The organism is uncultured Roseibium sp., assembly GCF_963675095.2.
GTDB lineage: Bacteria > Pseudomonadota > Alphaproteobacteria > Rhizobiales > Stappiaceae > Roseibium.
This window is the reverse complement of the sequence record NZ_CAXXSJ010000046.1, coordinates 18,772-40,293: the sequence shown is the minus strand read 5'-3', so window position 1 is coordinate 40,293 and position 21,522 is coordinate 18,772. Positions and strand designations below refer to the sequence as shown.

General features: G+C 61.3%; 17 protein-coding genes. 14 read left to right on the top strand and 3 right to left on the bottom strand.

What is annotated here, in order from left to right:
• Position 1: 1 nt before the first annotated feature.
• From ABIN98_RS16895 to ABIN98_RS16870, 6 genes are all read left to right on the top strand, one after another.
• On the top strand, positions 2-415 hold the full coding sequence (locus ABIN98_RS16895; protein ID WP_346911751.1) for a PACE efflux transporter: 414 nt from the start codon (positions 2-4) through the stop codon (positions 413-415).
• Between the two features lie 102 nt (positions 416-517).
• Positions 518-925: a hypothetical protein gene (locus ABIN98_RS16890; RefSeq protein WP_346911750.1), complete on the top strand. Its 408-nt coding sequence runs from the start codon at positions 518-520 to the stop codon at positions 923-925.
• A 218-nt stretch (positions 926-1,143) separates the two neighbouring features.
• A complete protein-coding gene (locus ABIN98_RS16885) occupies positions 1,144-2,232 on the top strand; it encodes an ABC transporter substrate-binding protein (protein WP_346911749.1) in 1,089 nt (362 codons plus the stop codon).
• Between the two features lie 63 nt (positions 2,233-2,295).
• Positions 2,296-3,351, top strand: coding sequence for a FecCD family ABC transporter permease (locus ABIN98_RS16880; RefSeq protein ID WP_394701533.1), 1,056 nt, complete (start codon positions 2,296-2,298; stop codon positions 3,349-3,351).
• Entirely contained in the window at positions 3,351-4,100 is a 750-nt protein-coding gene (locus ABIN98_RS16875; protein ID WP_346911747.1) for an ABC transporter ATP-binding protein, read from the top strand. The genes ABIN98_RS16880 and ABIN98_RS16875 overlap by 1 nt, the downstream gene beginning before the upstream one ends.
• A complete protein-coding gene (locus tag ABIN98_RS16870) occupies positions 4,100-4,489 on the top strand; it encodes a DUF1636 family protein (protein WP_346911746.1) in 390 nt (129 codons plus the stop codon). Before ABIN98_RS16875 ends, ABIN98_RS16870 begins: the two co-directional genes overlap by 1 nt.
• On the opposite strand, the gene ABIN98_RS16865 is transcribed toward ABIN98_RS16870, so the two are convergent.
• Positions 4,486-5,109, bottom strand: a complete 624-nt coding sequence (locus ABIN98_RS16865; protein WP_346911745.1) for an FMN-binding negative transcriptional regulator — start codon at positions 5,107-5,109, stop codon at positions 4,486-4,488. The two genes, ABIN98_RS16870 and ABIN98_RS16865, sit on opposite strands and share 4 nt — an antisense overlap.
• 137 nt (positions 5,110-5,246) lie before the next feature.
• On the opposite strand from ABIN98_RS16865, the gene ABIN98_RS16860 reads away from it, so the two are divergent.
• The gene (locus ABIN98_RS16860; protein ID WP_346911744.1) at positions 5,247-5,882 is read left to right on the top strand and encodes a LysE family translocator; all 636 of its coding nucleotides are present in this window, start codon (positions 5,247-5,249) and stop codon (positions 5,880-5,882) included.
• Positions 5,883-6,086: 204 nt separating this feature from the next.
• The gene (gene sbmA / locus ABIN98_RS16855) at positions 6,087-7,358 is read left to right on the top strand and encodes a peptide antibiotic transporter SbmA (RefSeq protein WP_346911743.1); all 1,272 of its coding nucleotides are present in this window, start codon (positions 6,087-6,089) and stop codon (positions 7,356-7,358) included.
• Between the two features lie 74 nt (positions 7,359-7,432).
• Here the strand turns inward: sbmA and ABIN98_RS16850 are convergent, their stop codons facing one another.
• The gene (locus ABIN98_RS16850) at positions 7,433-8,347 is read right to left on the bottom strand and encodes a LysR substrate-binding domain-containing protein (RefSeq protein ID WP_346911742.1); all 915 of its coding nucleotides are present in this window, start codon (positions 8,345-8,347) and stop codon (positions 7,433-7,435) included.
• Positions 8,348-8,571: 224 nt separating this feature from the next.
• Between ABIN98_RS16850 and katG the strand changes: the two genes are divergently transcribed.
• Positions 8,572-10,743 (top strand): catalase/peroxidase HPI, encoded by a 2,172-nt coding sequence (katG, locus tag ABIN98_RS16845; protein WP_346911741.1) that lies wholly within the window; start codon positions 8,572-8,574, stop codon positions 10,741-10,743.
• 80 nt (positions 10,744-10,823) lie between these two features.
• On the opposite strand, the gene tsaA is transcribed toward katG, so the two are convergent.
• Positions 10,824-11,348, bottom strand: a complete 525-nt coding sequence (tsaA, locus tag ABIN98_RS16840) for a tRNA (N6-threonylcarbamoyladenosine(37)-N6)-methyltransferase TrmO (protein ID WP_346911740.1) — start codon at positions 11,346-11,348, stop codon at positions 10,824-10,826.
• A gap of 308 nt (positions 11,349-11,656) precedes the next feature.
• On the opposite strand from tsaA, the gene ABIN98_RS16835 reads away from it, so the two are divergent.
• The 5 genes from ABIN98_RS16835 (at position 11,657) to metH (ending at position 21,264) form a co-directional block, all read left to right on the top strand.
• Positions 11,657-12,742, top strand: coding sequence for a DUF2336 domain-containing protein (locus tag ABIN98_RS16835; protein ID WP_346911739.1), 1,086 nt, complete (start codon positions 11,657-11,659; stop codon positions 12,740-12,742).
• Positions 12,743-12,930: 188 nt separating this feature from the next.
• Positions 12,931-15,297, top strand: a complete 2,367-nt coding sequence (locus tag ABIN98_RS16830; protein WP_346911738.1) for a mechanosensitive ion channel family protein — start codon at positions 12,931-12,933, stop codon at positions 15,295-15,297.
• A gap of 291 nt (positions 15,298-15,588) precedes the next feature.
• Positions 15,589-16,599, top strand: coding sequence for a metalloregulator ArsR/SmtB family transcription factor (locus ABIN98_RS16825; protein WP_346911737.1), 1,011 nt, complete (start codon positions 15,589-15,591; stop codon positions 16,597-16,599).
• 2 nt (positions 16,600-16,601) lie between these two features.
• The gene (gene metF, locus ABIN98_RS16820; protein WP_346911736.1) at positions 16,602-17,516 is read left to right on the top strand and encodes a methylenetetrahydrofolate reductase [NAD(P)H]; all 915 of its coding nucleotides are present in this window, start codon (positions 16,602-16,604) and stop codon (positions 17,514-17,516) included.
• 22 nt (positions 17,517-17,538) lie between these two features.
• Positions 17,539-21,264 (top strand): methionine synthase, encoded by a 3,726-nt coding sequence (gene metH / locus ABIN98_RS16815; RefSeq protein ID WP_346911735.1) that lies wholly within the window; start codon positions 17,539-17,541, stop codon positions 21,262-21,264.
• The last annotated feature ends 258 nt before the right edge of the window (positions 21,265-21,522 follow it).

Below are 21,522 nucleotides of genomic sequence, written 5' to 3'. Positions count from 1 at the left end.
CATGCGCACGACACCGGATCGTATCCGCCACGCCGTCAGTTTCGAGGTCATCGGCCTGTCGCTAATTATGCCGCTCGTCTCCTGGCTGTTCGATCTGCCAGCGCAGGAAACCGGGGTGATCGGCATCGGCGGGTCGATGGTCGCCATGCTTTGGACCTACCTGTTCAATCTCGGCTTCGATCTGGTTCTCCGGCACTTCACCGGGCGCACGGACAAGGGCTTGGTCCTGCGGATCTTTCACGCCGTTTTCTACGAGGTGGGGCTTGTTCTTACCCTGATGCCGGCGATCGCCTGGTATCTGGACATCACGCTTCTCGAGGCGCTTTCGATCGACATCGTTTTTGCGCTGTTCTTCATGGTCTACGCCTTCGTGTTCAATCTCGCCTACGACTGGCTGTTTCCGGTGCCGGAATGATGTGAACCGATCTTGGGCAAGCCCGCCCGCGTCGTTTTTGCAGCTTGCCGCTCCACTTGTTTCCCGATACCAGAATGTCTGGGAGGCATTTCAGAACAGTCGATGCAAGGGTTTCGGGACAAACAGGTTCGTCTGATCTTCACCGCGCTTTATGCGCTGGCGTTGAGCCTGGTTGCCTATGCGCACAAGCCGCTGGTCCTCGAAGCGGATGGATATTCGGTCTCGCCGACCGAACTTGCCGCCTATGTCCTGCCGGACGGTTCGCTTCCCGTTCTCTGCCTGAGCGGTGCGCCGGGCGGCAGCTCTGACGGGGCGGTCGGCGCCACGTGCGATGCCTGCCTGATTACCTCCTCACCGGGTCTGCTGGTTGCCCCGGCCGACAGCGTCGCGTGTCCGTCTGCGGACGATGCGGAACCGGCATTTCCGCTCTCAGCGCAGACGCTTTCCAACGCGCCGGAGCGCATTCAGGCGCCACGCGCGCCCCCGGTTTCCCTCAAGGCCATCGCCTGAGCCGCAACGACCGGCGGTTGATCCGTTCGTTGCGTCTATTCCGCTCCAAAATCTGAGCCGGCGCTGATCGCTTGAGGTCAGCCGTAACGCTCGATGTGCGGACCTTCACACACCAATTTTTGCGAATCCGCACTTCACGTGCGGGCCGGAAACCACTCGCCTGCCCCAATGGCTTTCGAGCCTGCGAGTGGGTTTCCGGCGAACATCAAAGTGTCGATATGAAAAGACAAATCCTTGCCGCTGCCCTGGCAGCTTTCGCCTGTTTCGGCTCGGCTGAAGCCAAGACCGTTACCGATGTTCTCGGCCGTCAGGTCGAAGTGCCGGAAGATCCGCAGCGCGTGCTGCTCGGCTTCTATTTCGAGGACTTCTACGCCATCGTCGGCGACAACGCCTATGACCGTGTCGTCGGGATTTCCAAGGGACGCTGGCACGACTGGCGCAATTCGCAGTGGCAGGCCTATGCCAAGGTCGCGCCGCGGATCGAGGAGCTTGCCGATATCGGCATGACGGCAAACGGCGAACTCAATCTTGAGGTCGCCCTTGCTGCCCGCCCGGACGTCGCCATTCTGGCTGCCGCCCAGTACAAGGGTCTCGGTGAGGTCGCGGCGAAGCTGGAAGCCGCCGGCGTGCCGATCGTCACCGTCGATTTCAATGCCCAGACCGTCCCGACCCATGTCGCCAGCGCCCTTGCGATCGGTGCCGTCATGGGCACCGAGGACCGAGCAAGGAAACTTGCCGACGACTATGCCGCCGCCGTTGCCGATGTGACGGCGCGGGTGAAGACTGCCGGCGGGGACATGAAACGGGTTTACGTCGAACTCGGCAACAACGGCGCCGGCGAATACGGCGTCAGCTACGCCAAGCAGATGTGGGGCGGTGTGATCGATCTCGCCGGCGGTGCGAACATCGCGGACGGCGCCATCGACGGCCGGGCGGCCCTCAATCCCGAATACGTACTTGCCAGCAATCCGCAGGTCATTCTGATCCCCGGTTCCTACTGGGTGCGCTCCGACAAGTCGGTGGTGATGGGCTTCGGCGTCGATCCTGAGGAGACCAAAGCGCGGCTGCGGCCCTATACCGCCCGCCCTGGCTGGGCCGGCCTCGATGCCGTCAAGAACGGCGAGATCCACGCGCTTTATCACGGTGGCGCCCGGACGCTCTACGACTACGCCTTTCTGCAGTACGTCGCCAAGGTTCTCTATCCGGAAGCCTTTGCGGATGTGGATCCGGAGCAGACGCTGAAGCGGTTCTACGAGGCCTATCTGCCGGTCAAGGCGGAAGGCTCGTTCATGGTCAAGCTCGACTGACACAGGCTCAGGCGGGAGCGTGCCACAGCCGCATGCTCCCGCTACGCCATAGAGCCAGGAGATATGTCCGTGACCGAGACCGCATCCGACGCAATCGTGGCCGGCTACCACCGGCAGACACGGAACAGGCTTGTCCGTGTCGCCGGTTTCGCCGTTGCCACCATTGCTGCCATCTTGTTCGATATCCTGACAGGCCCGGCCTTCCTGTCGCCGCTGGAGGTTCTGGCGACGATGTTCGGTGCCACAGACGATCCGATGCTTTCGGCGATTGTCTTCAGCGTGCGTTTGCCGATGACGCTGATGGCGGTGATCGTCGGCGCTTCGCTCGGCATCGCCGGGGTCGAAATGCAGACCATCCTCGGCAACCCGCTCGCCAGCCCTTATACGCTCGGTTTTTCCGCAGCCGCCGGCTTCGGCGCCGCGCTTGCGATCCTGTTCGCCTTCCAGCTTCCGCTGCTGGCGACGCTCACGGTGCCGGCCGTTTCCTTTGTCTTCGCCACACTTGCCTGCCTCATTGTCTACGGACTGGCGCGGGCACGTGGCGTCACGTCGGAGATCATGATCCTCGCCGGGATCGCCACCTTGTTCCTGTTTCAGTCGGCACAATCGCTGGTGCAGTATCTGGCTGCCCCGGAAGTGCTGCAGCAGATCGTATTCTGGCTGTTCGGTTCGCTGCTCAAGGCAAGCTGGACCAGCGTCGCCGTCTCCGGCGCCATCCTTGTCTTTGCCATCGCCCTGCTGGTGCCGGATTTCTGGCGGCTGACGGCGCTCCGGCTCGGCGATGAACGCGTGCGCGCGCTCGGCATCAACGTCGACCGGCTGCGGCTGCGGATCTTCCTCGCTGTCTCCCTGCTGACGGCAGGGGCTGTCGCCTTCGTCGGCACCATCGGTTTCGTCGGACTGGTCGCGCCCCATCTGGCGCGCATGGCGGTCGGCGAGGACCAGCGGTTTCTCGTGCCTGCTTCGGCGCTGTCCGGTGCCTTCGTCATGGCGGCGGCATCGGTTGCCTCCAAGTCCATTTCGCCGGGTGCGGTCATTCCGATCGGGATCGTCACGGCCATCATCGGGGTGCCGTTTCTGTTCGCCCTCATCCTCAAAAGCAGAAGGTCGTTCTGGTAATGCTGCAGATTGAAGATATGCGTGTGTCTTACGGTTCGGCGGAAATCCTGCGTGGAATATCGGCCGCGCTTCCCGCAGGCGGATTGACCGCCCTGATCGGCCCCAACGGCACCGGCAAGTCGACCCTGCTCAAGGCGGTTGCCGGTCTGATCCCGGCGTCGGGGCGGATGGTGCTCAACGGGGCCGGCATTCGTGCTAGCTCGGTCGCCTATATGCCCCAGGACACCAGCCAGAAGTCTGCGCTGACCGTGCTCGAAGTGATCCTGCTCGGCAGGGTGAATGCTCTGGCCCTGCGTCTGGATCCCACGCTTGTAGAGCAGGCGGCGGCCCTGCTTGCGGCCTTCAATCTGGAGGACTTGCGTGAGCGCACCCTGGACCGTCTTAGCGGCGGTCAGCGGCAGATGGTGTTTCTGCTGCAGAGCCTGTTCCGCCGGCCCGAGGTGCTGCTGCTCGATGAACCGACAGCCGCACTCGACCTCAATCACCAGCTCTTCGTGCTCGACACGATCCGCGACTATTGCCGGACATACGGGATTGTCGCCGTGGCGGCGGTGCATGATCTCACCCTTGCCGCCCGTTTTGCCGACCGTATCCTCTGCCTCAACGGCGGCAGGCTGCATGCCGATGGCACCCCTGACGACGTGCTGACCAGCGACATGATCCGGTCGGTCTATCGGGTTGAGGCGGAAGTCTTGCGCAGCAGCGCGGGCCATCTCTCCGTGATCCCGCTGAGCGCGAGGGCGGCGTGATGGCGGAGACAAGGGCCGATTGCGTCATCCAGGTCTGCGGTGCCTGCCAGCTGCCCGCCCATGAGGGCACCGACCGGTCGCCGACAGATGGCGAACGGGTGCTGGCGCTCTGCAGGGACCTTGTCGAGGAAGCCGGTCTTGCCGATCGGGTCGCCGTCAGAAGCTATACCTGCATGGGCGGTTGCAAGCGGCGCTGCCGGGTGAATTTTGCCGCCGGAGACAAGTGGACCTGGCTGGTCGGGGACATCGATCCGCAGAAGGACGGTCCCTTCCTGCTCGATATGCTTTTGACCTGGATTGAGGCAGAGCAGGGCTTCATCCCGAAGCCGGACCGGTCAAAGGCGTTGCTTGCAAAGGGGCTAGGCCGGGTGCCGCCGCTCGATTTCTAACGCGGGATCAGACCGGCCATTTCCTGCGCCGACGGATCGGCCTCCTCGGCGAGGCCCTTGGCCACGCCTGCCCGGTCCGCTTCCGGCTTGTTCTGGCTGAACTTCTGTTTGCCTTCCAGCCGTGCAATTTCGAGCCTGAGGCCGACGATGCCGCGCATCTGTGCCTGCACGAATTTTTCCGGTGCATCGGAGACCGACCAGGGGGACGGCCTGTTTGCCTCGTTCTGATCGGTCAAGGCGTTCAGGACGCCCAGAAGCCGGTCCGGATCCTCGAAGAATTCCGGCGTGCCATAGGCATGGACCGCGCCGTAGTTCCAGGTCGGGACGACCTTGTGGTGTTCGGCCTTGGCGGCGTACCAACTCGGGCTGATATAGGCATCGGGTCCGGGAAAGATCACCAGCGCTTCCGCCTGCGGCGCCAGTTTCCACTGCGGGTTGGGACGGGCCAGGTGACCATAAAGCGTGCCGCAGGCGCCTTCGTCCTCCTTCAGGATCAGCGGCAACGGCGTTCCGATCAGGCCCTCGTCGGTCATGGTGACAAGCGTGGCCAGTCCTGTGGCGCGGATCATCCCGTGAATGGTGGCGAGGTCGTCCTGGGCGAAGGCGGGGGGCGTGTACATGGCGGCTCTCATTGTCAATCGGCCGGATGCTACTCAAAAAGACAAGCTGCGATAAGAGCCTTGATTGACGGACCGGGAACTTGGAGACACCATGGCCCGGCTTCCGCGCCTCTTGCGCCTGTCACCACGGAAATTCCATGGACCTTGTCCCGACGCTTCTGCAGCTTTCGCTGATCCATATCCTGATGGCCATGATCCCCGGACCGAATACGGTCGTGGTGAGCTATTGTTCGGCGACCGTCTCCAGACGTGCAGGACTGATGGCGGTAGCGGGCGTCTCGTCGGCGACCTTTCTCTGGGTGCTTCTGAGCCTGCTCGGCGCCGGGGCTCTTCTGGCGCAGGCGGGCGATGCCTTCCGGTTCCTGCGGCTCGCCGGTGCGGCCTATCTCGTCTATGCCGGTATCCGGATGCTGGTATCGCGGGGCGGTCAGTCGAATACCGTTCCCCGCCAAGTCTACCGCTCGCCGTTCCGGGCGGGGTTCCTGACGACTCTCAGCAATCCGAAATCCGCCGTGTTCTGGACCAGCGTCTTCGCCCTGGTCCTGCCCGCCGGTGCGCCGCTCTGGTTCCATGCCGCGGTGCTGGCGCTGATGACGGTGCAGTCGGCGCTCTGGTACGGCGGCGTGTCCCTGCTCCTGTCCACGAACCTGATCCGGGCCTGGTATGCCCGGCTGGGAACCGCGCTTAACCGGATTGCCGGCGGTTTCATGGTGTTCTTCGGCCTGAAGATCGCCAATGACGTGCGCACGGAAATCGTCGCCAGGATGGTCTGACGGGTGTCAAAATCCGGGCATTCTTTTTGCGGGTAACGGCTTTCTCCAAGGCAGAGCCGGTTTTGTCATCGTGATTTGCGACAGGTCACGTATTCAGCCTGTGGTTTCTTTCCAATTATTCATTTGAAACGGTCTGATCTTGCCGCAATCTGGCGTAATACCAGTGGGACTTTGATTCCATCCATTTCCAGAGGCGTCTCCCCAGTGTTCGAATCCTTTTTTCCCAAACCGAAACTGTTTTTTTCTTCGGCAGCCGTCTGGTCGCTCGCTGCGGTTCTTATTTGGTACGGATTTGCTGAAAGCCTCGGCGCGAAGTTGGGTTTTGGCGCCACGCCCGAGGGACAGGAGCCGATCATTGGCCTCGGCCATTTCGTGACACCGGAAGCCCTTTGGTTTTATGTCTACTACGCGATCTGCACGTTCATTTTCGGAGGATTCTGGTGGATCTATTCCAGGAACCACCGCTGGCAGCTTTGGTCGATCTGGGGAACGTCTCTTCTTGTTTTTATAACTTACTATGGTGTTCAAGTTTCGGTGGCGATCAATAACTGGTTTCGCCCATTCTTTGATGCCATCCAGCGTGCGCTCAATAATGACCCTTCGGTTACAGCTTTGGATCTGTACAAACTTCTGTTCATCTATGCGCAGATTGCGGTGGTCGCGATCATAGTCTTTGCCCTGACCAGGTATTTTACGAGCCACTATATTTTCAGATGGCGCACGGCCATGAACGACTACTACGTGAAAAAATGGGGGCATGTGCGCCATATCGAAGGGGCTTCGCAGCGTATCCAGGAAGACGCGATGCGCTTTGCCCAAATCATGGAAGATCTCGGCATTTCCATGATCGATGCCGTCATGACGTTGATTGCGTTTTTGCCGATTTTGCTGGAATTGTCCAAACATGTGAAAGAGCTGCCGATTGTTGGTGAAATTCCAGCGCCTCTTGTCTCCGCCGCCATTTTCTGGTCGATCTTTGGCACGGTCCTTATGGCGGTTGCCGGAATTAAACTGCCTGGTTTGCAATTCCACAACCAGCGGGTGGAGGCTGCCTATCGTAAAGAACTCGTCTATGGGGAGGATCACGAAGACAGGGCTCAGCCGCTTACCTTGTCTGAATTGTTCATAAACGTACGGCGAAATTATTTCCGAATCTATTTTCACTACGTCTATTTCAATATGGTTCGATCTCTTTATATCAATGCAAACAACGTCTTCGGTTATTTCATACTGATCCCGACAATAACTGCAGCAGTTGCGCAGAGAATATCTCTGGGGGTTATGCAGCAGATCCTGACGGCCTTCTCGCAGGTCGCCTCGTCGTTTCAAATTCTTGTAAATTCCTGGCCGACGATCGTAGAATTGATGTCCATTTACAAACGTCTGCGTGCCTTTGAATTGTCCGCGCTCGAACGCGCCGCCATTCCGCCCAGCGATGGCGGAAGTCAAACTCCGGAACCGGAAAAGGCGCTTTGACAACCTCGGAATCCCGGTAAATCGCATGCGGGTTCTAGGGGGGCTTCAGGAGCACTTCCATGGCCCCACTTTCCTCACCCCGCCATCCGGCAGCCCGCTTCGCTGACCGTTTGCCTCAGGGTCTCCAGCAGGCTTTCGAAGTCCCGGACCCGGGGTGAGGACTTGCGCCAGACGAGGCCGACGGTGCGGGCCGGTTGGGGGTCCTGGAAGCGCAGCAGGTCGACCCGGTCGTCGCGGACTTCCACGTCGGCGCAGATTTCCGGCAGCAGGGTGACGCCATAGCCGGCGGCAACCATCTGCATCACGGTCGCAAGGCTGGTCGCGCCCAGTGAGGGCGCCTTGTCCGGCACGGGAAGGTTCTGGCAGTAGTTGAGTGCCTGGTCGCGCAGGCAATGGCCTTCTTCCAGGAGCAGCAGGCTGTCCGGGTTGATCTCTTCCGGAGCGACCCGCCGGCGCAGATCGCAGTCGGGCTCCTTGGCCCGGGCGAGCAGAAACCGGTCGATGAACAGCGGTTCGGCCCTGAGCAGGGTGCTTTCGACCGGCAAGGCGATGACAATGGCGTCGAGCTGCCCCGCGAGCAGTTCCTCCGTCAGCGTTTCCGTGAGCGTTTCGCGAATCGTCAGTTTCAGGTCCGGATGGGACCGGGACAGCGCCGGCAGGATCTTCGGCAGCAGATACGGGGCGATCGAGGGAATGATGCCGAGGCGCAGGGCGCCGGCGAGCGGCTGGGCGCGCTGGCGGGCATAATCCGTCAGGTCGGCCACTTCGGTCAGGATCTTGCGCGCGCGGGCGACGACTTCCTCGCCTTCCGGCGTTAGCCGGACGGCTGTCGGCAGGCGTTCGACCAGCTTCACCCCGAGGTCCTCCTCCAGATCCTTGATCTGCATGGATAGGGCCGGTTGGGACACGGCGACGGCATCCGCCGCCTTGCGGAAATGCAGGTGCGTGGCCAGTGCATCGAGATAACGTAATTGTCTCAAGGATATCATGGTTGATAAGAATAACTGATTGCAGTTTGGAATCAATCCAATTGGATCTGATCGTCACGGTGGTCCTATATAATTTTCACAGTCCAACGGACGGGAGGACGACGTTCGAGGCCTTGATGCGGTGGCGCCCCCACCAACGAAAGCGATCGCGAACGGAACGAGGAGCCAGGTAGCGCCGCTCGGAGCTATCTCAAATTTCCGTAAGAAAATGATTGGAGCACAAAATGGACGCTAAAGTCGAAAAATCGGGCGGATGCCCGGTGATGCACGGCGGTTTGACCGAAACGGGTGCATCGGTAATGGACTGGTGGCCCAAATCCCTGAATCTGGACATTCTTCATCAGCATGACACCAAGACCAATCCGTTGGGCAAGGACTTCGACTACCGCGAGGAGCTGAAGAAGCTCGACTTTGAAGCGCTGAAGAAGGACATGCATGCGCTGATGACGGAGAGCCAGGACTGGTGGCCGGCAGACTGGGGTCATTACGGCGGCCTGATGATCCGCCTCGCATGGCACTCGGCAGGCTCCTACCGTCTGGCCGACGGTCGCGGCGGCGGCGGCTGCGGCAACATCCGTTTCGCGCCCCTGAACTCCTGGCCGGACAATGCGAGCCTCGACAAGGCGCGGCGCCTGCTGTGGCCGCTCAAGAAGAAATACGGCAACAAGGTCTCCTGGGCTGACCTGATCATCCTGGCCGGTACCATCGCCTATGAAAACATGGGCCTGAAGGTCTTCGGCTTCGGCTTCGGCCGCAATGACATCTGGCATCCGGAAATCGACACCTACTGGGGTGCGGAAAAGGAATGGCTGGCGCCGAGTGACGGCCGCTACGGCGATGTCGCCAAGCCGGACACCATGGAAAACCCGCTTGCCGCCGTGCAGATGGGCCTCATCTACGTCAACCCGGAAGGCGTGAACGGTCAGCCGGATCCGCTGAAGTCGGCGCTTCATGTCCGCGAAACCTTCGCCCGCATGGCCATGAACGACGAAGAAACCGCGGCCCTGACCGCCGGTGGCCACACGGTCGGCAAGGCACACGGGAACGGTGACGCCGGCGCGCTTGGTCCGGAGCCGGAAGCAGCCGGCCTCGAAAACCAGGGCATGGGCTGGGTGAACCCCAACCAGCACGGCAAGGCCAGCGAAGCCGTCACCTCCGGTATCGAAGGTGCATGGACGACCAATCCGACGGTCTTCGACATGGGCTATTTCGATCTGCTGTTCGGCTATGAGTGGGAACTGACCAAGAGCCCGGCCGGTGCCAACCAGTGGCAGCCTGTCGGTATCAAGGAAGAAGACATGCCGGTCGACGCGAGCGATCCGTCGGTTCGCCGCATGCCTATGATGACCGACGCCGACATGGCCATGAAGATGGACCCGACCTATCGCGCTATCTGCGAAAAGTTCATGGCCGATCCGGACTACTTCAAGGACACCTTTGCCCGCGCATGGTTCAAGCTGACTCACCGCGACATGGGGCCGAAGGTCCGTTACGTCGGTCCGGACGTCCCGGCAGAAGACCTGATCTGGCAGGATCCGATCCCGGCCGGCCCGACCAACTATGATGTCGATGCGGTCAAGTCCAAGATCGCGGCAAGCGGTCTGTCCCTCGCCGAAATGGTCTCGACCGCATGGGACAGCGCCCGCACCTACCGTGGGTCGGACATGCGTGGTGGCGCCAACGGTGCCCGTATCCGCCTTGCTCCGCAGAAGGACTGGGAAGGCAATGAGCCGGCTCGTCTCGCCAAGGTTCTGGGCGTTCTGGAGCCGATCGCGGCGGAAACCGGCGCAAGCATCGCCGATGTGATCGTGCTGGCCGGCAATGTCGGTATCGAGCAGGCCGCAAAGGCTGCCGGTTACGACGTTTCGGTTCCCTTCGCACCGGGCCGTGGTGACGCGACCGACGCGATGACCGACGCGGAGTCGTTCGACGTGCTGGAACCGCTTGCCGACGGTTTCCGCAACTGGCTGAAGAAGGACTATGTGGTCAGTGCGGAAGAGATGATGCTCGACCGGGCCCAGCTGATGGGTCTGACCGCGGCCGAAATGACCGTCCTGGTCGGCGGCATGCGCGCTTTGGGCACCAACCATGGCGGCACCAAGCACGGTGTCTTCACGGACCGCGTGGGTGCGCTGACGACCGACTTCTTCGTCAACCTGACCGACATGGCCTACAAGTGGGTCCCGGCGGATAATGGTGTCTATGAGATCCAGGACCGCAAGACCGGTTCCACCAAGTGGACGGCGACCCGGATGGACCTTGTCTTCGGTTCCAACTCGATCCTGCGGGCTTATGCGGAAGTCTATGCCCAGGACGACAGCGCGGAGAAGTTCGTCAAGGACTTCGTCGCGGCCTGGACCAAGGTCATGAACGCAGACCGCTTCGATATTGCCTGAGTGAAGGCAATCTACCGGTCATGCAGCCGGTAAACGTTTGGTGCCACTTGAGGGGCGGAGCAATCCGCCCCTTCTTTTGTCTAGAGTTCCGGAGAACGCCGATCCGGGTGGGTGCGGTGTTCGTGCCAGCCGACACGGGCATCAGGCACGGAATCGTTTTTTGCAAAATATGGCTTGATGTCGATCAGCGGCGTGCCGTCAAGACAATCGAGGCCGCGGACCTTCAGGACCGGTCCCTCGCGCTCAATCAGTTCCACCACCGACAAGGAAACCGGATTGGGCCGGATCGGGGTGCGCAACGCAAAGCAGCCGTGGGTGGTGCTGTCGAAGGCGGGGGACTGGACGATCAGGTCGCGCCGGGCCTGATGCATCCAGTACAGCACGATCAGATGGCTGCAGCTGTCGATCGACTGCAATCCCGGTTCATAGTCTGCCTCCAGCGTGACTTCGCAGATCTCATCGGAGCCGCCGCCGCTGCGCGGGCAGGAATGGCGGTCGGTCCAGGGTGTCTTTATCTGGCCGATGAATACAAGCCCGGCGTCGGGCTTCAGGCTGCCCGGGTCTCGGGAAAGGGCGATTTCTCCGGGGCGGGGGGCGTCGGTCATCCGCAGTCTCCAAAAACGTTACTTTTACGGATCTTTCCGGTTTCCCAAGCCTGGAGCAAGCTGGGCGTTGCAAAAAAGATTCGTCTTTCTGCAAGAAATTTTTTGCCGGTTCTTGCCCTTCCGCAATCCCGTTCTGATCGCAGAATGCCATAAAAATCAGCTGGTTGGGTGAGGTGTCGGCAATGTGTATCGAATTACCCGCAAGTTTTAACAAAAAACATTTCGATTTCCCGGCTTTGCGTTTTTTTCTTCTTTAAAGCTCACCTTCATCTTCGGATCAGATTTAGTCCTCAATCGGGTAACGAACCATGTCTGATGCGTTGAAAACCGAGCTGGTGAACTTTTCGGAGCTTTCCGGTGAAGCTGGCAGCGCCCGCCGTGCGGAACTTGCACGTCATGTGGCCACCTTGTTCGCGCTGACTTCCGACCGCTGTTCGGATGAACAGGTCGACATATATGACTCAGTCCTGATCCGTCTTGTCGATATGGTCGAGACGGAAGTGCGCAGGTTCGTCGCCGAACAGATGGCTGGTCTGCGCCGCGGTCCCGAGGAAACGATCCGCCGCCTCGCCGACGACCAGATCGAGGTTGCGGAACCGCTCCTGAAGAAGTCCACTGTGCTTCGCGATGCCGATTTGGTTCGGATCGCCGATGCCAGCGGCAACAGCCACCGCCTGGCGATCGCCCATCGCGATGTCCTGTCGGAAGAAGTGACCGAGGTTCTGGTTCGCCGCGGCGATCTGCGCGTGAAGCGCAAGGTAGCCAGCAACGAAGGCGCCGTGTTGTCCGACGCCGCAATGATGGCCCTGATCGGCGATTCCGCTTCCGATGCGACGCTGCAGTCGTCTCTGAGCGAACGTGGGGATCTGGCCGAAGCGCATATCCGTTCCCTGGTCGCCGTCGCGGGCGAAGAGATTCGCCGCCGGCTGCGCTCCCGCGGGGATAGCACGGAAGCCGAGCGTCTGGACGAAGCAACGGAAATTGCCGCACAGCGCATGTCCAACCAGTATTGGCTCGGCCGTTATGATTTCGAAACCGCCCGCAGCCGCGTCCTGTTGCTGGCCAAGCGCGGCATGGTCTCCGAGGCGACGCTCCGGCGGTTCGCGTCCGAAGACAGGTTCCCGGAAGCGGTTGCCGCCTTCGCCTGGCTGGTGCGCTGCGGCGTGGAAGAAGTCAGCCACTGGATGGTCCGCTCCGATCCGGAACCGTTCCTGATCACGGCCAAAGCAAGCGGCCTGTCGGCGATCACGGTTGGTGCCCTGCTGTCGATCGGCCCCTGGCGCCATCGCCTGTCGCTGGACGATCGCAGCCGTGCCATGAAGACCTTCGAACGCATGACCGTTGGCGATGCCAAACGCAAGATGGCTCACTGGAATCACACCGTCCTGCACTGACCGACAAGTTGCATATCCCCGCTTACTGGCAGCCTGACCAATCGGTCAGGCTGTTTCTTTGTGTGAACCAGCGCCTGTCCGGATCGTCGAATTCCCGCCGTCATTCATGTTAAGCTATTTGTTGATATTGGACCGTTATGATGACTTGAGGTCATTTGCAATTCGGCCCAGGGGCGGGAGGCTGTTCAATGAAGATACTTGTCAATCTGCGATCCTTTGCACAAAGGCGGTCCGGATTTAAACTGGTTGCGGCAGCTCTCGTGGTTGCGTTTGCTTTGCTTGCTTCGCCCGGCTTTATAAGCCTGACGGCGCCGGCCAACGCCCAAGCCGCTATCCTGAAGCAGGTTCTGTCCAAGGAGGCCGAAAAGGCGCCGGAGGCTGCGACACCCGCTGCGGCAGAGAGCGAGAAAACGACGGCAGCATCGCAGAGTGCGCAATCCGCCGTCGAAGGCTACCTGGACCGGATCGGCAAGGCGCAGGAGGTCTTCAGCGACGTTCTGCTGGCCGCGCCGAATTTTCCCGCAGCATTCCAGTCGGCTATTTCCGCCCATGACCCAACCGCCGGGTCGGGATGGGTCTGGAGTGCGGTCCTGAACGCCATCATTGCGGCGCTGCTCGGATTGGGCGCGCTTCATCTCGTGGACCGCATGGGCCGGAAACAGTTCGCCCATTTCTACGAAGAAGAGTTGCCCCATCGGGCGGACAAGATCTCCTATCTCTTCCTGCGCGCGATCCTGATGGCCTTCGGGCTCATGGCGTTCGTTCTGGTCTCGGGTGCCGTTGTCCTGCTTCTCAATGGTGGCGTTGAGATTTCCGGCCGCACGTCGCTCGTTTTCCTCGGCATAATGGCGCTGGTGCTGTTCGTGCGCATCATCGTTCGGACGATACTGGCCCCGGATTCGCCCAGGCTCCGATTGCTGAAGATGTCCAACGGACAGGCCTGGGGGCTCTATCTGAGCCTTGTCTTCGGGGCGGCAGCCGTTGGGGTCTTCCTCGGGTTCAGCCTGTGGATGGGGCTGCTCGGCCTGCCGGTCAGGGCGCAGAATCTTTCCCTGATCGCCGGTTCGCTCGTCTCCACCCTGATCCTGAGCGGAATCGCGATTGCCTATCGGCGGGGGATCGGGACCATCATCCGGGGCGAGCAGGGCGAAGACGCGCCCATGTGGCGCGATCTGCTCGGCCGGTACTGGCACGTGATCGCCATCGCTTACTTTATCGTCGCCTGGGCGACGACGGCAGTCCGGATGCTTTTGAACCTGCCGTCCGCTTCCGGTCTCGTCGGAGCGCCGATCCTCGGGCTGATCGTGGGTGCCGCCGCTTATGGTCTGCTTGTTCTGCTTATCGACAAGGTGCTGTTGCCGCGCCTGGATACGGCAAAGGTTCAGGCCGGCATCGCGGAAGACATCCGGCGCCTGGAGGAAAACGAAGGCGAAGGTGAAGTCGACGACCCGCACAGCATCGAGGCGCAGGCTTTCGCCGAGGCCACGGACCGGGAAGCAGGCCGCCAGCCGTTCCGCCATCTGCTCGACCATGGCGCGCTCCTGTTGTCTGCATTCTGCGGTCTTAATCTGGCGGCCAGCAGCTGGGGCGTGTCACTGACGGAACGGGACAGTTTCTTCGGCGGGTTCCTGGATGTCCTGCTGGTGACTTTCCTCGGCTACATGGCCTATCGCGCGGTGGCTCTGGCAATCGATCTGCAGATCGCCAAGGAAAACCCGGGGGCGGGCCACGACAGCGAAGCTGAAGTCGGCGGCACCGGGGAAAGCCGGATCGCCACGCTGCTGCCCATCTTCCGTAACTTCCTGCTGGTCACGATTGTCGCCATCTCGGCCATGATCGTCCTTTCGGATCTAGGCGTGAACATCGCTCCGATCTTCGCCGGCGCCGGTGTTGTCGGCCTCGCGGTCGGCTTCGGCGCACAGACCCTCATCCGGGATATCTTTTCAGGTGCGTTCTACCTGATCGACGATGCGTTCCGAAAAGGGGAATACATCGACATCGGCAGCGCCAAGGGCGTCGTGGAGAAGATTTCCATCCGTTCCATGCAGTTGCGTCATCACCGCGGCGCGCTGACGACAATTCCCTTCGGTGAAATCCAGCATGTTCAGAACTTCTCCCGCGACTGGGCGATGATGAAGCTGGCGTTCCGGGTGACCTATGACACCGACGTCGAAAAGATGCGCAAGATCATCAAGAAGTTCGGCCAGCAGCTCATGGAGGACGAGGAATACGGTCCGATGTTCCTGCAGCCGCTGAAATCGCAGGGCATCATGTCGATGGAAGATTCGGCGATGGTGGCCCGGGTGAAATTCATGACCAAGCCCGGCAAGCAGTTCATCCTGCGCAAGGTCGTCTATGCCGGCCTGCAAGACCTGTTCCGGGAAAACGGCATCAAGTTCGCTCACCGCCAGGTCACCGTTCATGTCGCCTCGGACAACGAAAATTCGGCGGATGATCAGCCGGCCATCAGTGAGGCTGCCAAGACCGCGGCCGCAGGGGCCGCGGCACAGTCCATGATGGCGGACGATGAAGGTAATCCGGGAGGGCAGCATTGAGGGGCCGGCGCACCTGGCTTGCCACAAGCGTCAGATGATTTGCCATTAAAACATCTGCGCATCCGGACATGCCGGCACGTTTTCTCTTCTGTTAATTCCCTAAAGGGGCGCCGGATACGAGCCGGCGCCCTTTTGTCTTTCTGATGGAAGGCCTGACGCACCGCGATCCCGTGCCGGGGTCTTTACAATGTGTTCACTTTGCTCCGGTGACCCTTTCACTCGACTCTTGCCTCAGTCGAGTTGTTCGTATAAAGATATCTTTATATCAACGTACGAGACCTGACGGCTGAGATGGCGGACGAACAGACACTTTCGGTAGATGCGACCTTGAACACGCTGCGGGCGATCGGAGAGGCGACGCGTCTGCGCCTGATCGCGCTGCTGGCCGAGAGCGAACTGACCGTCAAGGACGCCACCGAAATCCTGCGCCAGAGCCAACCGCGGATTTCGCGGCATCTGAAACTGCTGGCGGAAGCCGGTCTGATCCTGCGTTTTCCCGAAGGCGGGTGGGTGTATTACAGGCTGGCGGACGGCCCGGCGGGCGATATCGCCCGCGATCTCGTCGCCCGGATTTCCGCGGAAGATCCGATCCTGATCGGGGATCAGGAACGGTTCAAGGCAATCCGCAAGGCCAAGGCCGAGGAAGCGGCCGCCTATTTTGCCTCCAAGGCACTGACCTGGGACCAGGAACGCTCGCTGCATGCGGCGGACGCGGAGGTCGAGAAGGCGCTGCTGGCGGTGCTCGGCGACAAGCCGTTCCAGACCTTCCTGGATCTTGGTACCGGCACCGGCCGGCTCTTGGAAGTTTTGTCCGATCACTACGTCTCCGCACTCGGGATCGATGCCTCCCATGATATGCTTGCCGTGGCGCGCGCCAATCTTTCGCGCGCCGGTCTGAGCCAGGCCCAGGTCCGCTACGGCGACATCTATGCCCTGAATGTTCCGCCCAGGTCCTTCGACGTGGTCGCGATCCATCAGGTGCTGCACTTCCTTGATGATCCGGCGCGCGCGCTGGCCGAAGCGGCCCGGGCCCTGCGGCCCGGCGGACGTCTGCTGATCATCGACTTCGCGCCGCACGAACTGGAGTTCCTGCGCGAATCCCATGCCCACCGCCGCCTTGGCTTCGGTCATGACCAGATGGAGCGCTGGCTGGAAACGCTGGATCTCGACCTGGAACAGGTCACCGACCTGACACCACAAGAAAACGACGACACAAAATTGACTGTGACACTCTGGCTTGCACAGGACCGGCGCGTTGTGACCGACCTGCCTGTAGCCGACCCCACCCGAGAGGTTGCCTGACCATGACCCAAGATTTCCTGACACGGCGCTCGCGCCTGGCTTCCTCCTCGCCGATCACGGCGTCCTTTGAATTCTTTCCGCCCAAGTCGGAAAAGATGGCGGAAAATCTCTGGTCGGTTGCCGAACGGCTGGAGCCGCTGGCGCCTTCCTTCGTTTCCGTGACCTACGGGGCCGGCGGCACGACACGGGAAACCACCCACAAGACCGTTGCACGGTTTCTCAAGGAAACCGATCTGCGTCCGGCGGCCCATCTGACCTGTGTCGGGGCCTCGAAGGGGGAAGTCGACGAGATCATCCGGGAATACTGGGATCTGGGCGTGCGCAGCCTGGTCGCCCTGCGCGGCGACCCGCTCAACGGGATCGGATCGATCTACGAGCCCCATGCGGACGGGTATGCCTATGCGTCCGATCTGGTGGCGGGCATCAAAAGGATCGCGGATTTCGACATCTCGGTTTCCGGTTATCCGGAGAGACACCCGGAAAGCGCGGACTGGCAGGGCGAAATCGACAACCTGAAGCGCAAGGTCGACGCCGGGGCGAACCGGGTCATCACCCAGTATTTCTTCGACAACGACATGTTCGAGGACTACCTGGAGCGGGTTACCCGGGCGGGGATCACCATTCCGGTCATCCCGGGCATTCTGCCGATCCATAACTTCGAGCAGACGGTGACCTTTTCCGCAAAATGCGGCACGTCGATCCCGGACTGGCTGGCGCGCCGGTTTGCCGGTCTCCACAACGATCCGGAGACCCGCAAGCTGGTCGGTGCCGGCATCGCCTATGAGCAGGTGATGGATCTGGTCGACCGGGGCATTTCCGACTTCCACTTCTACACCATGAACCGGGCCGATCTGACCTATGCGATCTGCCATATGCTCGGCATGGGTCCGCAGGCGCGGGAAAAAAAGGCCGCCTGAAAGGCGCCGAAAGGGCAATAGAGTGACAAAGACCGATACTTTTGACCGCGTTGCGAGCGCGGCGGCGACGCGCATTCTGGTGCTGGACGGCGCCATGGGCACCGAAATCCAGAACCTGAAGCTCGACGAGGCGGCGTTCCGCGGTGAACGGTTCAAGGACTGGGCTTCGGACCTGAAGGGCAACAACGACCTTTTGAATCTGACCCATCCGCATGCGATCCGGCAGATCCATCTGGATTATCTGAAGGCTGGCGCGGACATCGTTGCGACCAACACCTTTTCCTCCACGACCATCGCCCAGGCGGACTACGGTCTGGAAGAGGTCGCCTATGAGCTCAATCTGGCGGGTGCCCAGCTTGCGCTGCAGGCCTGTAAGGAAATGGAGGCGGAGGACCCGTCCCGGCCGCGGTTCGTTGCCGGCGCGCTCGGCCCGACCAACCGGACCGCGTCCATCTCCCCGGATGTGAACAACCCGGGCTTCCGGGCAGTGACCTTCGACGATCTGCGCAAGGCCTATGGCGAGGCGGCCCGCGGGCTGATCAAAGGCGGCGCGGATATCCTGCTGCTTGAAACCATCTTCGATACGCTGAACGCCAAGGCGGCCCTTTTCGCCATCGAGGAGGTGTTTGAGGAACTGGGCAAGACCTTACCCGTGATGGTGTCGGGGACGATCACAGATCTCTCCGGACGAACACTGTCCGGACAGACGCCGGAGGCTTTCTGGAATTCGATCCGTCATGCTAATCCGGTCACCGTCGGCCTGAACTGTGCGCTGGGCGCAAAGGAAATGCGCGCCCACCTGGCGGAGCTGGCCCGTGTGGCCGACACGCTGGTCTGCGCCTATCCGAACGCGGGACTGCCGAACGAGTTCGGCGAATATGACGAAAGCCCGGAACATATGGCCGGGCTTCTGAAGGAATTTGCCAACTCCGGTCTGGTCAACGTGATCGGCGGCTGCTGCGGCACGACGCCGGCGCATATCAAGGCGATCGCGGAAGCGGTTGCCGGCAAGGCGCCGCGCGTCATTCCGGATATTCCGCGTCACATGCGCCTGTCGGGTCTCGAGCCCTTCGTGCTGACGCCGGAAACCAATTTCGTCAACGTGGGCGAACGCACCAACGTGACCGGCTCCGCCCGGTTCCGGAAACTGATCAAGGAAGGCGATTACGCGACCGCCCTCGACGTTGCCCGCGACCAGGTGGAAAACGGCGCGCAGATCATCGACGTCAACATGGACGAAGGCCTGCTTGATTCCGAAGAGGCGATGGTCACCTTCCTCAACCTGGTGGCCGCCGAGCCGGATATCGCCCGGGTTCCGGTCATGGTCGACAGTTCCAAGTGGAGCGTGATCGAAGCCGGTCTGAAGTGCATCCAGGGCAAGGGCGTCGTCAATTCCATTTCCATGAAGGAAGGCGAACAGGCCTTTATCGAACAGGCCAAGAAGGTGCGCCGATACGGTGCTGCCGTCGTCATCATGGCGTTCGACGAAAAGGGGCAGGCGGACACGTTCGAGCGCAAGATCGAGATCTGCGGGCGCTCCTATAAGATCCTGACGGAAAAGGTCGGTTTCCCGCCGGAAGACATCATCTTCGACCCGAACATCTTTGCCGTGGCGACCGGCATCGAGGACCACAACAACTACGGTGTCGATTTCATCGAGGCGACCGGCTGGATCCGGGAGAACCTGGAACACGCCCATGTGTCGGGCGGGGTGTCCAACCTGTCGTTTTCGTTCCGCGGGAACGAGAAGGTGCGCCAGGCGATGCATTCGGTGTTCCTCTACCATGCGATTGCCAAGGGCATGGACATGGCCATCGTCAATGCCGGCCAGCTTGCCGTCTATGACAAGCTGGAACCGGAGCTGCGCGAACTTTGCGAGGACGTGGTCCTCAACCGGCGCCCGGACGCGACCGACCGGCTGCTGGAAGCGGCCGAGCGCTGGAAAGGCGAAGGCGGCCAGAAGAAGGAAGCGGACCTGACGTGGCGGACCTGGGACGTGGCCAAGCGTCTTGAGCATGCGCTCGTCAACGGGATCGACGAATATGTGGTCGAGGACACGGAAGAGGCGCGCCAGTCGTTCGACCGGCCTCTCCACGTGATCGAAGGGCCGCTGATGGACGGCATGAACGTCGTCGGCGATCTCTTCGGCTCGGGTCAGATGTTCCTGCCCCAGGTGGTGAAATCCGCCCGGGTGATGAAGAAGGCCGTGGCCTATCTGATGCCCTTCATGGAGAAGGAAAAGGAAGAACTCGGCCAGACGGGACAGTCCTCCAACGGCAAGATCCTGATGGCGACGGTGAAGGGCGATGTGCACGACATCGGCAAGAACATCGTCGGCGTGGTTCTCCAGTGCAACAATTTCGAGGTGATCGACCTGGGCGTCATGGTGCCGGTCGCGAAGATCATGGAAACGGCGCGGCAGGAGAAGGTCGACATCATCGGCCTCAGCGGCCTGATCACGCCGTCGCTCGATGAAATGTGCCATGTGGCGGCAGAACTGGAACGCGAAGGCTTCGATGTGCCGCTGATGATCGGCGGGGCGACCACCAGCCGGATCCATACGGCGGTGAAGATCCATCCGAACTATGAGCGCGGACAGGCGATTTACGTCACCGATGCCGGACGGGCGGTCGGGGTTGCCAGCCGGCTGATGAACCAGGAACAGCGCAAGAAGCTCTATGCGGAAGTCCGCGAGGAATACGTCGACATCGCGGAGAAGCATGCGGGACGCAATCAGGCGCAGCGCGTCAGCATCGAAGAGGCGCGGGCCAACAAGCTCGCCGTTGATTTCGCGTCGGCCGCGCCGGTCCAGCCGATAATGCTCGGCACGAAGGTCTTCGACAATTTCCCTCTGGAGGATCTGGTTCCCGTCATCGACTGGACGCCGTTCTTTTCGACCTGGGAGATCAAGGGACAGTATCCCCAGGTCCTGACCGACAACCGCTACGGCCCGGCGGCCAAGGCGCTTCACGACGACGCAAGGCGGATGCTCGACGAGATCGTCGAGAAGAAGCTTCTGACCGCGCGTGGAGTTGCCGGGCTCTGGCCCGCAGCTGCTCGGGGCGACGATATCGTCGTCTACGCGGATGAAAGCCGCAGCGCCGACCGCGCGATCCTGCACAGCCTGCGCCAGCAGATGGCGCGCACGGCCGGCGGTCGCGCGAACCTGGCGTTGTCGGACTTCGTCGCGCCCGAGGAGAGCGGCATTGCGGATTATATCGGCGGGTTCGCCGTCACGTCCGGCCACGGCGAGGACGAGTTGGCTCAGCACTACGCAAAAGCCGGCGACGACTACAACAAGATCCTGAGCCAGGCCCTGGCGGACCGGCTGGCCGAAGCCTTTGCGGAAAAGCTGCACCAGATCGTCCGAACCGAACTGTGGGGCTATGCCGCGGATGAGAACCTCTCACCAGAGGATCTGATCGCGGAAAAATACCAGGGTATCCGCCCGGCGCCGGGCTATCCGGCCCAGCCGGATCACACGGAAAAGGAAACCTTGTTTGCGCTGCTGGATGCGGAAAAGGCGACTGGTATCGAACTGACGGAAAGCTTTGCCATGAAGCCGGGGTCCTCGGTGTCCGGGCTCTATTTCGCCCATCCGGAGAGCCACTATTTCGGCGTCGGCAAGATCGAGCGGGATCAGGTTGTTGATTATGCCGCCCGCAAGGGCTGGGACCTCGGTCTCGCCGAACGCTGGCTCGCGCCGATCCTGAACTACGATCCGCGGCGCATGGAGGCGGCCGAGTAGGGCGCTTCCTTGAACTGCGGCTGAGGGCGGTTCTGTATTCGGGAACGATCGTCGCGGTTCAAAGGGACAGGCGTTCCAAGGACAGAGGTGTCGTTCAGGCGGGAGCTATCCAACGAACACGGAAAGCCGGCCTTCGCAGCCGGCTTTCGCAATTTCGGTATGAAGTCTGGACGGCAGTCCATTTTGCCGGAGGACGCTGTCCTCCGGGCTCGTCTGCCCTAAGCACCAGTTAGATTCATTCAGGAAAACCGCCCGGCG